Origin of the sequence: Pseudomonas brassicacearum subsp. neoaurantiaca (genome assembly GCF_013608025.1) — a bacterium.
GTDB lineage: Bacteria > Pseudomonadota > Gammaproteobacteria > Pseudomonadales > Pseudomonadaceae > Aquipseudomonas.
In genome coordinates this window covers 234,196-248,074 of record NZ_VDLV01000013.1, presented here as the reverse complement: position 1 = coordinate 248,074, position 13,879 = coordinate 234,196, and the positions used below count along the sequence as shown (strand labels likewise).

The window sequence follows — 13,879 nt, the reverse complement described above, 5'->3', positions numbered from 1 at the left end:
CATGAACCACGACGTCATCATCACCTGCGCACTCACCGGTGCTGGCGACACGACCGCCAAGAGCCCCCACGTGCCGGTCACCCCGAAACAGATCGCGGCGGCGGCCGTCGAGGCGGCGAAGGCCGGGGCCACGGTGGTCCATTGCCACGTCCGCGACCCGCAGACCGGCAAGTTCAGCCGCGACGTGGCGCTGTACCGTGAAGTGATGGAGCGCATCCGCGAGGCGGACGTGGACATCATCGTCAACCTCACCGCCGGCATGGGCGGCGACCTGGAAATCGGTGGCGGTGAGCAGCCGATGGATTTCGGTCCCAACACCGACCTGGTCGGCCCGCTGACCCGCCTCGCCCACGTCGAAGAATTGCTGCCGGAAATCTGCACACTGGATTGCGGCACCCTGAACTTTGGCGACGGCGACACCATTTACGTCTCCACCCCGGCGCAATTGCGGGCCGGCGCCAAGCGCATCACCGAGCTCGGCGTGAAGGCCGAGCTGGAGATCTTCGACACCGGCCACCTGTGGTTCGCCAAGCAAATGATCAAGGAAGGCCTGCTGGACAACCCGCTGTTCCAACTCTGCCTGGGCATCCCATGGGGCGCACCGGCCGACACCACCACGATGAAAGCCATGGTCGACAACCTGCCGGCCGACGCAGTGTGGGCCGGCTTCGGCATCGGTCGCATGCAAATGCCGATGGCCGCCCAAGCCGTGCTGCTGGGGGGCAACGTGCGGGTGGGGCTGGAAGACAACCTCTGGCTGGACAAAGGCGTGCTCGCCACCAACGGCCAACTGGTGGAGCGCGCCGGCGAAATCCTCAGCCGCCTCGGGGCACGCGTCCTGACCCCGGCTGAAGGTCGCAAGAAAATGGGCCTGGTCCAGCGCGGCTAGCCAAATCTCCACCGTATTCCCTGTGGGAGCGAGCTTGCTCGCGATAGCGATATTCCTGCCTCCAAAGATGCATGGGATGTACCGCCGCCATCGCGAGCAAGCTCGCTCCCACAGTTGATCTTCACTTTTTTCAGGAAATCACCATGCGCTTCATCACCGACATCAAAACCTTCGCCGCCCTGGGCAGCGGTGTCATCGGCAGCGGCTGGGTCAGCCGCGCCCTCGCCCATGGCCTCGACGTGGTTGCCTGGGACCCGGCACCGGGCGCAGAGGCCGCGTTGCGCAAACGCGTCGCCAATGCCTGGGGCGCCCTGGAGAAACAAGGCCTGGCCCCTGGCGCCTCCCAGGATCGACTGCGCTTTGTCGCGACTATCGAAGAATGCGTGCGCGACGCCGATTTCATCCAGGAAAGCGCCCCCGAACGGCTGGAACTCAAGCTCGAACTGCACGCCCAGATCAGCGCCGCCGCCAAGCCAACTGCACTGATCGGATCGAGTACCTCAGGGTTGCTGCCAAGCGAATTCTACGAGGGTTCGACCCATCCGGAGCGCTGCGTGGTCGGGCACCCCTTCAACCCGGTCTACCTGCTGCCGCTGGTTGAAGTGGTCGGTGGCAAGAACACCGCGCCCGAAGCCGTCCAAGCAGCGATGCAAGTCTATGAGTCCCTCGGCATGCGACCGCTGCACGTGCGCAAGGAAGTGCCCGGTTTCATCGCCGACCGTTTGCTCGAAGCGCTCTGGCGCGAGGCGCTGCACCTGGTCAATGACGGCGTGGCGACTACCGGGGAAATTGACGACGCGATCCGTTTTGGCGCTGGATTGCGCTGGTCGTTCATGGGCACGTTCCTGACCTACACCCTGGCCGGCGGCGACGCTGGGATGCGCCACTTCATGGCCCAGTTCGGCCCGGCTCTGCAGTTGCCCTGGACCTATCTGCCGGCACCGGAACTGACCGAAAAGCTGATCGATGATGTGGTGGACGGGACAAGCGAGCAATTGGGCCAGCACAGCATTTCGGCATTGGAACGCTATCGTGATGATTGCCTGATGGCGGTGCTGGAGGCGGTGAAGACCACCAAGGCCAAGCATGGCATGGCCTTCGGCGAGTAAACCTTGGTTTTTTGGGCCAGCAAGTCTGGCCCCATCGCGAGCAAGCTCGCTCCCACATTAGCTATGTGTCGATCACAAAACCTGTGGGAGCGAGCTTGCTCGCGATAGCGGCCTCCCAATCGCCACCACCATCGGAACCCACCTCATGCCCACCCTCACCACCTACCAAACCCGCATCCTCCCCGAATGGGTCGACTACAACGGCCATTTGCGCGACGCCTTCTACTTGCTGATCTTCAGCTACGCCACCGACGCGCTGATGGACCGGCTCGGCCTGGACAGCCAAAGTCGCGAAGCCAGCGGCCATTCCCTGTTCACCCTCGAGCTGCACCTGAACTACCTGCACGAAGTGAAGCTCGGCGCCGACGTCGAGGTACATACGCAAATCATTGGCCACGACGCCAAACGCCTGCATCTCTACCACAGCCTGCACCTGGCGGGCGGCGACAAAGAGCTGGCCGGCAACGAACAGATGCTGCTGCACGTCGATCTGGCGGGGCCACGCTCTGCACCGTTCACCGAACAGACCCTGGGCCAACTCAGAGCCCTGCTCGACAGCCAGACCGACCTGCCGGCGCCGGCCTATATCGGTCGGGTCATCGCACTGCCCCCCGCCCGATAAAGTCCCGAGGAGATCGCCATGCACACCGCCGCCGCAATTGCCGACTTCCGCAGCTATCCTCTGGTCCACGCGTTGACCGCTGCGACACCGTTGGCCGATCGGGTTCACGTCACGTGGGCCGATGGCCGGGTCAGCCCCTTTCATCACCCGTGGCTGCGAGACAATTGCCCTTGTCAGCAATGCGTCTACAGCGTCACCCGTGAGCAAGTCCTGGAAATCGTCGATGTGCCCGAAGACTTGGCGCCCGGTGAAATCCGCGTCGATGATCAAGGTCGCCTGTGCGTGGCCTGGCAGGACGGCCACCAGAGCCAATTCGACCCGGGCTGGCTGCGCGCCCACGCCTATGACGAGCAATCCAGGGCCGAGCGCCTGGCGAGCAAGCCGCAACGACAACTCTGGCAATGCGACCTGCAACTGCCGGTGTTCGACTACCTGGCACTGATGGAGGACGCCGACGCGCTGCTGCAATGGTTGCTGGCGGTACGCGACATCGGCCTGACCCAAGTACGCGGCGTGCCCACCGAACCCGGCTCGCTGAAACAGATTGCGCAACGCATTTCCTTCATTCGCGAAAGCAATTTCGGCGTGCTGTTCAACGTGCAATCCAAGGCCGACGCCGACAGCAACGCCTACACTGCCTTCAACCTGCCGTTGCACAGCGACCTGCCGACACGAGAGCTGCAGCCGGGGTTGCAGTTCCTGCATTGCCTGGTGAACGACGCCGTGGGTGGCGAGAGTATTTTTGTCGACGGCTTCGCCATTGCCGAAGCGCTGCGCAAGGAAGATCCCGAAGCCTTCGACGCGCTGTGCCAGATCCGGGTGGAGTTCCGCAACAAGGACCGCCACAGCGACTACCGCTGCCTGGCGCCGATCATTGCCCTGGACGCCCTCGGGCAGGTCTCGGAAATTCGCATGGCGAACTTCCTGCGCGGGCCGTTCGATACGTCGGTCGAGCAAATGCCCAGGCTCTATCGCGCCTACCGACGCTTCATCGCCTTGACCCGCGAGCCGCGCTTTCGCCTGATGCAGCGGCTCGAACCCGGCCAATTCTGGTGCTTCGACAACCGCCGCACCCTCCACGCCCGCAACGCCTTCGACCCGGCGACCGGGGCGCGGCATTTCCAGGGGTGTTATGTGGATCGGGATGAGTTGTTGTCGCGGATTCTGGTGTTGCAGCGGTAGACCGCGTCATCGTTCCTCGCGAGCAGGCTCGCTCCCACATTAGATTTTGTGAACGACACAGAACCCTTGTGGGAGCGAGCTTGCTCGCGATGGCGCCCGAACAAACAACCCATTTCTCCCTGCTTTTCACAGACAAAAAAATCCCCGATCAAGCCGTGACATGATCGGGGCAGGAGCGTTACTGGAGGAGCTGTTGCGCGAGGGTGACCAAACCATCGTGATTCAGCTTGGGGCCAGTGTGCCCAGTCCAGGACCCGGCGAGTTAGCCGAAAACGACGCGCTCATAGTCATTCATGACAGAACGACGATTTGCCCTTGCCGCCGCTTCGGGTGGCTACCAGAATCGAGACACGACCCCAATCCCTGAACAAGGAAAAGCGTCATGATGTACGCCGATTTGATCGACCAGGAAGACCTGTTGGGCCATCTCAAGGCCCTGGGGTTGCAGATTCCCAGCGGCTCGACGGCCGAGCAGGCGTGTGAATGCGCCGTGCGCGGTTTGGACAGGGCTCGCGCCAATGAACTGCGGCGGATGGTCAAGGAGATGTATACCAGCAGCGCGACCATCCTCCCGGCCGTGCGTCAGGCGATCGACAAGCAACTGCTGCCAGCGTTGACGCAGTATCAGCAGAACCATAGCGCCTGATAAAACCAAATCGCGAGCAAGCTCGCTCCCACAGGATTTGTAAACGACACAAAACCTGTGGGAGCGAGCTTGCTCGCGATGATAGCGCCTCGGTTCAGAGCCTTACGCTGGCAAACGTCGACTCGTTACGCGCCTGGCTCAGCGCCGACAGCGGGCCGGACAGCGGTGACAACACCAGAGCCTGCGGCAGCGGCATCATCGCCACCTGTTGCGTGGTGTTGGAACCGACGCGCTCATCCCGTGGCGGAATGCCGAAGTACTCGCGGTAGCACTTGGAGAAGTGCGGTGTGGAGACGAAGCCGCACACCGAGGCCACTTCGATGATCGACATCGGCGTCTGCTTGAGCAGTTGCCGCGCCCGAATCAGCCGCAGCTTGAGGTAATAGCGCGACGGCGAGCAATGCAGGTACTTCTGGAACAACCGCTCCAACTGGCGCCGGGACACGGCGACGTACACCGCCAGCTCGTCCAGGTCGATCGGCTCTTCGAGGTTGGCCTCCATCAGCGCAACGATTTCCTGCAGCTTCGGCTGGTTGGTGCCGAGCATGTGCTTGAGCGGCACGCGCTGGTGATCCTGCTCGTTGCGGATACGTTCGTAGACAAACATCTCGGAAATCGCCGCCGACAGCTCGCGACCGTGATCACGACTGATCAGGTGCAGCATCATGTCCAGTGGCGCGGTGCCTCCGGAGCTGGTGAAGCGGTTGCGGTCGAGGGTGAACAGGCGCGTGCTCATCGACACCCGTGGGAAAGCTTCCTGCATTGCCGCCAGGCATTCCCAGTGCACGCTGCAATCGAAACCGTCCAGCAGGCCGGCGCAGGCCAGGGCCCAGCTGCCAGTGCAGACCGCGCCAAGGCGACGGGACTGACGGGCCTGGCTTTGCAGCCACGAAACATGCTCACGGGTGACGGTGCGCTGGATGCCGATGCCGCCACAGACGATGACGGTGTCCAGGGATGGCGCCTTGTGCATGGAGGCGTCTGGCGTGATCTGCAAACCGTCACTGGCCCAGACCTGGCCACCATCGACGGTCAGGGTGGTCCAGCGGTACAGCTCGCGACCGGACAGTTGGTTGGCCATGCGTAGCGGTTCCACCGCGGACGCCAGGGAAATCAGCGTGAAATTGTCCAGCAGCAAAAAGCCGATGGATTGAGGCGCACGGTTCTGGGGTTGGGCCCCGGAGTTGGACGTCGTCATCGCGGTATCTCCTCACACAAAGCGGGTGATGGCCTCAGGCGGAGGCTCTTGTTATTGCCCACCGTTCTCTTGCGTGAGACGGGGCTTTATCAGGACAGAGCAATTGCCATGCCTAAATTTGAATGCGCGTTCAATAACTCCTGAAAACGACATGCCGACCTGTCTATATAAGGGGCCTGTCGAGGCTGGGTTATAAGTGCTATCAAGCGCGACAGGCGCCTGCCACAGCGGGCCGTGAGCAGATCGGTAGCACTTGTGGTAACTGGGCTGCGCCGTTTGCGCGATGGTTGTCACCGCAAGCGCGGGGACGGACGGTAGCGCGGCGTCCGAAGGCGTGACCGATAAGTCACGCCTTATCTGTTTGCGACGCGCCAAAACATGGCGTGTTTTTGTAGCGGTGTTCATTTTACGAGCGGTTTTCTCGATACCCGTGGCGAGGGAGTTTGCTCCCGCGGGGCTGCTGAGCGGGCCTGAGTCGGGCACCTCGGTTTGTCAGAAAACTGCAAAGGGGACGCTTCGCGCCCCAGCGGGAGCAAGCTCCCTCGCCACGGGATTATCTTGTGAATCCTGGATCAGCATTCCACCGCACTGACTGCCAACCCGCCCCGCGATGTCTCTTTATATTTGTCATGCATGTCGGCGCCGGTATCGCGCATGGTGCGGATCACGCGGTCCAGGGAGATGAAATGCTGGCCATCGCCGCGCAGGGCCATTTGCGCGGCGTTGATGGCTTTTACCGCGGCAATCGCGTTGCGCTCGATGCACGGCACCTGAACCAGGCCGCCGACCGGGTCGCAAGTCAGGCCGAGGTTGTGCTCCAGGCCGATTTCCGCCGCGTTGCACAGTTGTTCCGGCGAGGCCCCGAGGATTTCCGCCAGGCCCGCCGCCGCCATTGCACAGGCCGAGCCGACCTCACCCTGGCAGCCCACTTCGGCGCCCGAGATCGAGGCGTTCTTCTTGCACAGGATTCCGACCGCCGCCGCGCCAAGGAAATAATCCACGACGTTGGCGTCGGTGACGGCCTCGCTGAATTTCATGAAGTAATGCAGCACCGCCGGGATGATCCCCGCCGCGCCATTGGTCGGCGCCGTGACCATGCGCCCACCGGCGGCGTTTTCCTCGTTGACCGCCAGGGCGAACAGGTTGACCCACTCCATGGCGCTCAGGGTCGAGCCGATCACGTTCGGTTTGTTCAACTCTTGCAGGCTGCGGTGCAACTTCGCTGCCCGTCGACGCACGTTCAAGCCGCCCGGCAAGATGCCTTCATGCTTGAGGCCCTGCTCGACGCAGTCCTGCATGGCCCGCCAGAGTTTCATCAGGCCGCTGCGAATCTCTTCTTCCGACCGCCAGACCTTCTCGTTGGCCATCATCAACTCGGCCACCCGCAGGTTGTGCGTGCGACACAGCCCGAGCAGTTCTTCGGCGCTGGAGAAGTCGTAAGGCAACTCGGTGGTGTCCAGGTCCATGACACCGCTGGAGGCCTGGGCCTGGTCGACGACAAAACCACCGCCGACGGAATAATAGGTGTCGCGATGCAGCTCGCCATTGTCACCTTCTACCACCAGCGTCATTGCGTTGGGGTGGAACGGCAGGTTTTCGTCGAGCAGGCGCATGTCCCGGGACCAGACAAAAGGCACCGGCAGGCGACCATCGAGCAACAGGGTCTGGGTCTCGCGCAGCAATTCGATGCGCGTGCCGATCTGCGACGGATCGATCGAGTCGGGCCATTCGCCCATCAAGCCCATGATCGTGGCGGTATCGCTGCCGTGGCCGATGCCGGTGGCCGACAGCGAACCGAACAGTTGCACCTCGACGCGGCGCACCTCGTGCAACAGCGACTTCGCGCGCAACGCTTCAATAAACAGCGCCGCGGCGCGCATGGGCCCAACGGTGTGGGAACTGGATGGGCCGATACCAATCTTGAACAGGTCGAACACGCTGATTGCCATTGCCTTGAATCTCCAGAACGGTCACGTCCGGGCGCAGGAGCGTCCGGTGGCGCAGCTGCTACGCTCAACGCCGGGATGGCCGCATCATCCGGCTTTTGAATGGGCTTTCGACGTCTGACACCGACGCAATCATGCCCACCAGCGCCGCGTCCTTGTCGCCCAGGTTTTACGACGTTTTTTTGCGGTTCAGAAGCCAGCCGAGGGCCGAAAAAATCTGTAAACGACGTCACCAACACTGGATGCGACCCTCCCTGTACTGGATACGACTCACCCTGTAGGCGTCGGATTTGCACTGGTACATGATCGGTTACGGCTCGTTTGCAAGGCCGCGTGTCACAAAGCGTGCTCACGCGCCACCAACCGCAACTTAAAAAAGCAAAAAAAGCGCGGTTGTCCCGACCGGACACTGCCAATAAAACACCAGGAGTCCACCCATGAAAGGTTCCAAGCCGTTGTTGTTGGCCGCCATGCTGAGTCTTCCAATGCTGGCCAACGCTGCAGAGCCCGCGCAATGCAGCACCGTTAACTTCTCCGATGTCGGCTGGACCGACATCACCGTCACCACCGCCACCACCAGCGTGGTGCTCGACGCCCTAGGCTACAAGACCAAGACCACGATGATTTCGGTGCCGGTGACCTACAAGTCCCTGGCCGATGGCAAGAACATGGACGTGTTCCTCGGCAACTGGATGCCGACCATGGAAAACGACATCAAGGCCTATCGCGAAGCCGGCACCGTGGAAACCGTGCGCACCAACCTCAAGGGCGCCAAATACACCCTCGCCGTTCCCCAGGCCCTGTATGACAAAGGCCTGCACGATTTCGCCGACATTCCTAAATTCAAGAAAGAGCTCGACGGCAAGATCTACGGCATCGAGCCGGGCAACGACGGCAACCGCCTGATCCAGAGCATGATCGAGAAGAACGCCTTCGGCCTGAAGGACGCGGGCTTCAAGGTCGTCGAGTCCAGTGAGGCCGGCATGCTCTCCCAGGTCGATCGCGCCTCCAAGCGCGGGACCGACGTGGTGTTCCTTGGCTGGGCTCCCCATCCGATGAACACCCGCTTCAAGATCCAGTACCTGACCGGCGGCGACGACTTCTTCGGCCCGGACTTCGGTGCCGCTACCGTGGCGACCAACACCCGCAAGGGCTACAGCCAGGAATGCAGCAACGTAGGCCAGTTGCTGAAGAACCTGGAATTCACCGTCGACATGGAAAGCTCGCTGATGGGCAACGTGCTGGACGACAAGATGAAACCCGAGGCCGCCGCCAAGGCCTGGCTGAAGAAAAACCCACAGGTGCTCGATACCTGGCTCGCTGGCGTCACCACCATTGACGGTAAACCTGGCCTGGAGGCCGTGAAAGCCAAGCTCGCGCAGTAAAAAGCTTATGCCGGGCGGGTTCGCTCGCCCGGGCTGTTTATTCCTTGCATGCGGACGTTCACTACCATGCTTATTGATCAGAAAATACCCTTGGGCCAGTACATCGCGGGCTTTGTCGAATGGTTGACGCAAAACGGCGCCAATACCTTCGACGCAATCGCGCTGTTCCTGGAAACGATGATTCACGGCGTGACGTTTGCGCTGACCTGGTTCAATCCGCTGGCGCTAATTGGCCTCATCGCGCTACTGGCGCACTTCATCCAGCGCAAATGGGGCCTGACCGTTTTCGTCATCGCGTCCTTCCTGCTGATCCTCAACCTGGGTTACTGGCAAGAGACCATGGAAACCCTCGCCCAGGTGCTCTTCGCGACCCTGGTCTGCGTACTGATCGGCGTGCCGCTGGGCATTGTTGCCGCGCACAAACCGATGTTCTACACCCTGATGCGTCCGGTACTCGATCTGATGCAGACCGTACCGACCTTCGTCTACCTCATTCCTACCCTGACCCTCTTCGGTCTGGGTGTGGTCCCAGGCTTGATCTCTACGGTGGTGTTCGCGATCGCCGCGCCCATCCGCCTGACCTACCTGGGCATCCGCGACGTTCCGGAAGAACTGATGGACGCCGGCAAAGCCTTCGGCTGCTCCCGTCGCCAGCTACTGGCGCGCATCGAACTGCCCCACGCGATGCCAAGCATCGCGGCCGGTATCACCCAGTGCATCATGCTGTCGTTGTCGATGGTGGTCATTGCTGCGCTGGTCGGTGCCGACGGCCTGGGCAAACCTGTGGTCAACGCATTGAATACCGCCGATATCGCACTGGGCTTCGAAGCCGGCCTGGCGATCGTATTGCTGGCAATCATGCTCGACCGAATCTGCAAACAACCCGACGCCAAAGTAGGGGGTGACGCATGAGCATCATTCGCTTCGACCAGGTCGACGTGATCTTTTCCAAAGATCCACGCGAAGCCCTCAAACTGCTCGACAAGGGCATGACCCGCAATGAAATCCTGAAGAAGACCGGGCAGATCGTCGGCGTGGAAAAAGCCAGCCTGGACATCGAGAAAGGCGAAATCTGCGTCTTGATGGGCCTTTCCGGCTCAGGCAAATCCAGCCTGCTGCGCTGCATCAACGGTTTGAACACCGTGAGCCGCGGCAAGCTGTTCGTCGAGCACGACGGGCGCCAGATCGACATCGCCTCCTGCAGCCCCGCCGAGCTGAAGATGATGCGCACCAAGCGTATCGCCATGGTGTTTCAGAAATTCGCCCTGATGCCTTGGCTGACGGTGCGCGAGAACATCAGCTTCGGCCTGGAAATGCAGGGCCGGCCTGAGAAGGAACGCCGCAAGCTGGTAGACGAGAAACTCGAGCTGGTGGGCCTGACCCAATGGCGCAACAAGAAGCCCGACGAGTTGTCCGGCGGCATGCAGCAACGGGTCGGCCTGGCCCGCGCCCTGGCGATGGACGCCGACATCCTGCTGATGGACGAACCTTTTTCGGCCCTCGACCCGCTGATCCGCCAGGGTCTGCAAGACGAACTGCTGGAGCTGCAGCGCAAGCTGAGCAAGACCATCGTGTTCGTCAGCCATGACCTCGACGAAGCCCTGAAACTGGGCAGCCGCATCGCGATCATGAAAGACGGCCGGATCATCCAGTACAGCAAGCCGGAAGAGATCGTGTTGAACCCGGCGGACGACTATGTGCGCACGTTCGTCGCCCATACCAACCCGCTCAACGTGCTCTGCGGTCGCAGCCTGATGCGCACCCTGGACAACTGCAAGCGCATCAACGGCTCGGTGTGCCTGGACCCGGGCGGCGATTCCTGGCTCGACCTGGCCGAAGGCAACACCATCAAGGGCGCCCGGCAGAACGGCTCGGCTCTGGACCTGCAGAACTGGGTACCCGGCCAGGCCGTGGAAGACCTGGGCCGTCGTCCAACGCTGGTGGACTCCAACATCGGCATGCGCGACGCCTTGCAGATCCGCTACCAGACCGGCAACAAACTGGTGCTGCACGACAACCAGAAAGTCGTCGGCATCCTCGGCGACAGCGAGCTGTACCACGCGCTGCTCGGCAAGAACCTGGGCTAAAGCCCACGCACACAAAAACGCCGCGAGATGATCGCGGCGTTTTTGTGTGCGCAGAAACAAGAATTGAAATGCTATCCCGTGGCGAGGGAGCTTGCTCCCGCTCGGCTGCGCAGCAGTCGCAAACCCTGGTTCACTGTTCTATCTGAAACCCCGCGGGGTCAAATTTTGGGGTTGCTTCGCCCGAAGCGTCGGACCGTCCCAGCGGGAGCAAGCTCCCTCGCCACAATAGTGTTCGCAACTATCAAATGCGGTCAGCTAAAGACCCGACCCAGCGCCGCCAACTCCGCCCGTTCCTGCTCAGCCTGCACATCCTGGCGCATGGCCTTGTGCAGCCCGAACATGAAGACCACCAACACCACCGAGAACGGCAATCCGGCCAGCACCACCATGGTTTGCATCGCCTCGAAGTTACCGGCGAACAACAGGCCAACGGTCACCAGCGTGATGACCACGGACCAGAAAATCCGCAACCAATGCGGCGCATCTTCGTCGACGCTGCCGCCCTTGCATGAAAGGTTCGCCATCATCACCGCGCCGGAGTCGGCCGGGGTCAGGAACAACACGAAACCGACGAAGATCGACACGCCGATCACGACTTTCGAGGCCGGGTAAAACTCCAGCAATTGATAGATCGACATGGACGGCTGTGTCAGCGCCGTCTTTCCCAGCTCCACCGCCCCTTGGTTCATCACCAGGTCCAGGGCCGAGTTACCGAAGATCGACAGCCACGCCAACGTAAAGCCCAGCGGAATCAGCAATACGCCCGCCACCAGCTCGCGCACGGTACGGCCACGGGAAATCCGCGCGATGAACATGCCGACGAAAGGCGCCCAGGAGATCCACCAGGCCCAGTAGAACAGGGTCCACAGCCCCAGCCAGCGGTCAGATTTGGCGCTGTCGTCGACATATACATACAGATCGAACGTCTTGAGAATCACGCCGTTGAGGTAGTCACCGACGTTCTGCACGAAACCGTTGAGCAGGTGCAGGGTCGGACCGAACAACAACACGAAGATCAGCAAGCCGCTGAACAACACAATGTTCAGGTTGGACAGCCGGCGGATACCGTTTTCCACGCCGGACACGGCGGCGATGGTCGCCACGGTGCTCATCACGATGATCACGATCAGCAGGTTGGTGTTGCTGTGCTCGATGCCGAAGAGGTTTTCCAGCCCGGACGCGACTTGCAGCGAGCCGATCCCCAGGTTGGTCACCAGCCCCAGCAACGTGACGAACATGCCAAACCCGTCCACCGCGTGACCGGCCGCGCCCTTGACCCAGCGCTCGCCCACCAATGGATACAAGGCCGAGCGCAATGCCAGCGGCTGGTTATGCCGGTAGGCGAAATACGCCACGGCCAAGCCCACCAAGGCATAGATCGCCCAGCCATGCAGGCCCCAGTGCAAGAACGTCAGCTGCACGGCCTGGCGCGCGGCCATCTGGCTGCCGGCCACGCCCTCAGGCGGGTTGAAGTAATGGTCGAGCGGCTCGGACGCACCGAAGTACAGCAGGGAAATGCCGATGCCCGACGAAAACAGCATCCCGGCCCAGGCGCCGTAGCTGAAGTCCGGCGTGTCGTGCTTGCTGCCCAGCTTGAGCTTGCCGTAGGAGGAAAGCGCCAGGCCAACCACGAACACCAGGTAGGCGGCGATCACCACCATGTAGTACCAGCCGAAGCTGCGGGACAGCCACGCCTGGGCAATGCCGAGCAATCGGCCTGCCTCTTGTGGCGCAATGATCAATATGGCGGTGAGCAGCAGGATCAGCGCGGTGGAGGTGTAGAACACCCAACCGTTGACCGTCACCTTTTGCGGTGGGGTCTTTATTAGCAAGGCAGAACTCATTGCACGGATGCTCCAGGCAGTGCGAGAGAAGGACAAGGCAACGCGATACCCGACCAATCGGTGAGTGGGCAGCCGACCGGCGGGTGTTATAAAGACACCCTTGGAGCCCTCGCCCCCGTCATGCGCGGGTCTTGGGCCCCTTGATGCCTCTCATTCGCGCCATTTACGCGTAGGAATTTTCGGTAAATCGCGACGAATTGTCGCAGAGCTTATTCTTTGTTGATTGAACGTTCAATCAAAACAAAATAGACTGGCCCTCATGAAGGCGGACCGAACTCGTCCGTCCGATGGCCTAAGGAGATTTGCAGATGCCCAAGGTCGGTATGCAACCCATCCGCCGCCAGCAGTTGATCGAAGCCACGTTGCAAGCGGTCGATCAGGTCGGAATGGGGGACGCCAGCATTGCGCTGATCGCCCGTTTGGCCGGTGTTTCGAACGGCATCATCAGTCACTACTTTCAGGACAAGAATGGCCTGATCGCAGCGACGGCCCAGTACCTGATGACTGTGCTGAGCGAGAACGTCACCGCGCGTCGCCAAGCGCTGACGGACTCGAGCCCGCGAGCTCACCTGAAGGTGATCATCGAAGGCAACTTCGACGCCAGCCAGGTCAACGGCCCGGCAATGAAAACCTGGCTGGCCTTCTGGGCCACCAGCATGCACCACCCGTCTTTGCACAGGTTGCAGCGGATCAACGATCACCGTCTGTATTCCAACCTGTGTTGCCAGTTCCGCCGCGTCTTGCCTGTTGACCAGGCGCGTAGCGCGGCACGGGGCCTGGCCGCGCTGATTGACGGTTTGTGGCTGCGCGGGGCGCTGTCGGGAGACGCGTTCGATACCGCCCAGGCACACCAGATCGCTTACGAATACATGGATTTCCAACTGGCCAAGTCAGGAACGCCAGAGCACACAGAATCGCTCGACACCTGAACCGCCACCGCAGCGCGTAGTCAGCTATGAACGACACGCTCG

General features: G+C 61.5%; 12 protein-coding genes. 9 read left to right on the top strand and 3 right to left on the bottom strand.

Annotated features, from left to right (window positions below; genetic code table 11):
- Position 1: 1 nt before the first annotated feature.
- The 5 genes from FHK92_RS12030 (at position 2) to FHK92_RS12010 (ending at position 4,448) form a co-directional block, all read left to right on the top strand.
- The gene (locus FHK92_RS12030; RefSeq protein WP_181288263.1) at positions 2 to 889 is read left to right on the top strand and encodes a BKACE family enzyme; all 888 of its coding nucleotides are present in this window, start codon (positions 2 to 4) and stop codon (positions 887 to 889) included.
- Positions 890 to 1,032: 143 nt separating this feature from the next.
- The gene (locus FHK92_RS12025; RefSeq protein WP_181288262.1) at positions 1,033 to 1,998 is read left to right on the top strand and encodes an L-carnitine dehydrogenase; all 966 of its coding nucleotides are present in this window, start codon (positions 1,033 to 1,035) and stop codon (positions 1,996 to 1,998) included.
- Positions 1,999 to 2,143: 145 nt separating this feature from the next.
- Positions 2,144 to 2,620 carry a thioesterase family protein gene (locus FHK92_RS12020; RefSeq protein ID WP_181288261.1) on the top strand — a complete coding sequence of 159 codons (477 nt, stop codon included), beginning with the start codon at positions 2,144 to 2,146 and terminating at the stop codon, positions 2,618 to 2,620.
- Between the two features lie 18 nt (positions 2,621 to 2,638).
- The gene (locus tag FHK92_RS12015; RefSeq protein WP_181288260.1) at positions 2,639 to 3,802 is read left to right on the top strand and encodes a gamma-butyrobetaine dioxygenase; all 1,164 of its coding nucleotides are present in this window, start codon (positions 2,639 to 2,641) and stop codon (positions 3,800 to 3,802) included.
- A 382-nt stretch (positions 3,803 to 4,184) separates the two neighbouring features.
- The gene (locus FHK92_RS12010) at positions 4,185 to 4,448 is read left to right on the top strand and encodes a hypothetical protein (protein ID WP_030137829.1); all 264 of its coding nucleotides are present in this window, start codon (positions 4,185 to 4,187) and stop codon (positions 4,446 to 4,448) included.
- A 94-nt stretch (positions 4,449 to 4,542) separates the two neighbouring features.
- On the opposite strand, the gene FHK92_RS12005 is transcribed toward FHK92_RS12010, so the two are convergent.
- Both FHK92_RS12005 and FHK92_RS12000 read right to left on the bottom strand, forming a co-directional pair.
- Entirely contained in the window at positions 4,543 to 5,646 is a 1,104-nt protein-coding gene (locus FHK92_RS12005) for a choline metabolism transcriptional regulator GbdR (RefSeq protein ID WP_039590608.1), read from the bottom strand.
- 572 nt (positions 5,647 to 6,218) lie between these two features.
- Positions 6,219 to 7,595, bottom strand: a complete 1,377-nt coding sequence (locus FHK92_RS12000; RefSeq protein WP_181288259.1) for an L-serine ammonia-lyase — start codon at positions 7,593 to 7,595, stop codon at positions 6,219 to 6,221.
- 434 nt (positions 7,596 to 8,029) lie between these two features.
- Between FHK92_RS12000 and FHK92_RS11995 the strand changes: the two genes are divergently transcribed.
- The 3 genes from FHK92_RS11995 to choV all read left to right on the top strand — a co-directional run bounded on the left by FHK92_RS11995 (position 8,030) and on the right by choV (position 11,064).
- Positions 8,030 to 8,977, top strand: coding sequence for a choline ABC transporter substrate-binding protein (locus FHK92_RS11995; protein WP_181288258.1), 948 nt, complete (start codon positions 8,030 to 8,032; stop codon positions 8,975 to 8,977).
- A gap of 66 nt (positions 8,978 to 9,043) precedes the next feature.
- Entirely contained in the window at positions 9,044 to 9,889 is an 846-nt protein-coding gene (choW, locus tag FHK92_RS11990; RefSeq protein WP_181288257.1) for a choline ABC transporter permease subunit, read from the top strand.
- On the top strand, positions 9,886 to 11,064 hold the full coding sequence (gene choV, locus FHK92_RS11985; protein ID WP_181288256.1) for a choline ABC transporter ATP-binding protein: 1,179 nt from the start codon (positions 9,886 to 9,888) through the stop codon (positions 11,062 to 11,064). The genes choW and choV overlap by 4 nt, the downstream gene beginning before the upstream one ends.
- 251 nt (positions 11,065 to 11,315) lie before the next feature.
- On the opposite strand, the gene FHK92_RS11980 is transcribed toward choV, so the two are convergent.
- Positions 11,316 to 12,851 (bottom strand): BCCT family transporter, encoded by a 1,536-nt coding sequence (locus FHK92_RS11980; protein ID WP_181288284.1) that lies wholly within the window; start codon positions 12,849 to 12,851, stop codon positions 11,316 to 11,318.
- A gap of 365 nt (positions 12,852 to 13,216) precedes the next feature.
- Between FHK92_RS11980 and betI the strand changes: the two genes are divergently transcribed.
- A complete protein-coding gene (betI, locus tag FHK92_RS11975) occupies positions 13,217 to 13,837 on the top strand; it encodes a transcriptional regulator BetI (RefSeq protein ID WP_181288255.1) in 621 nt (206 codons plus the stop codon).
- Positions 13,838 to 13,879 lie beyond the last annotated feature (42 nt).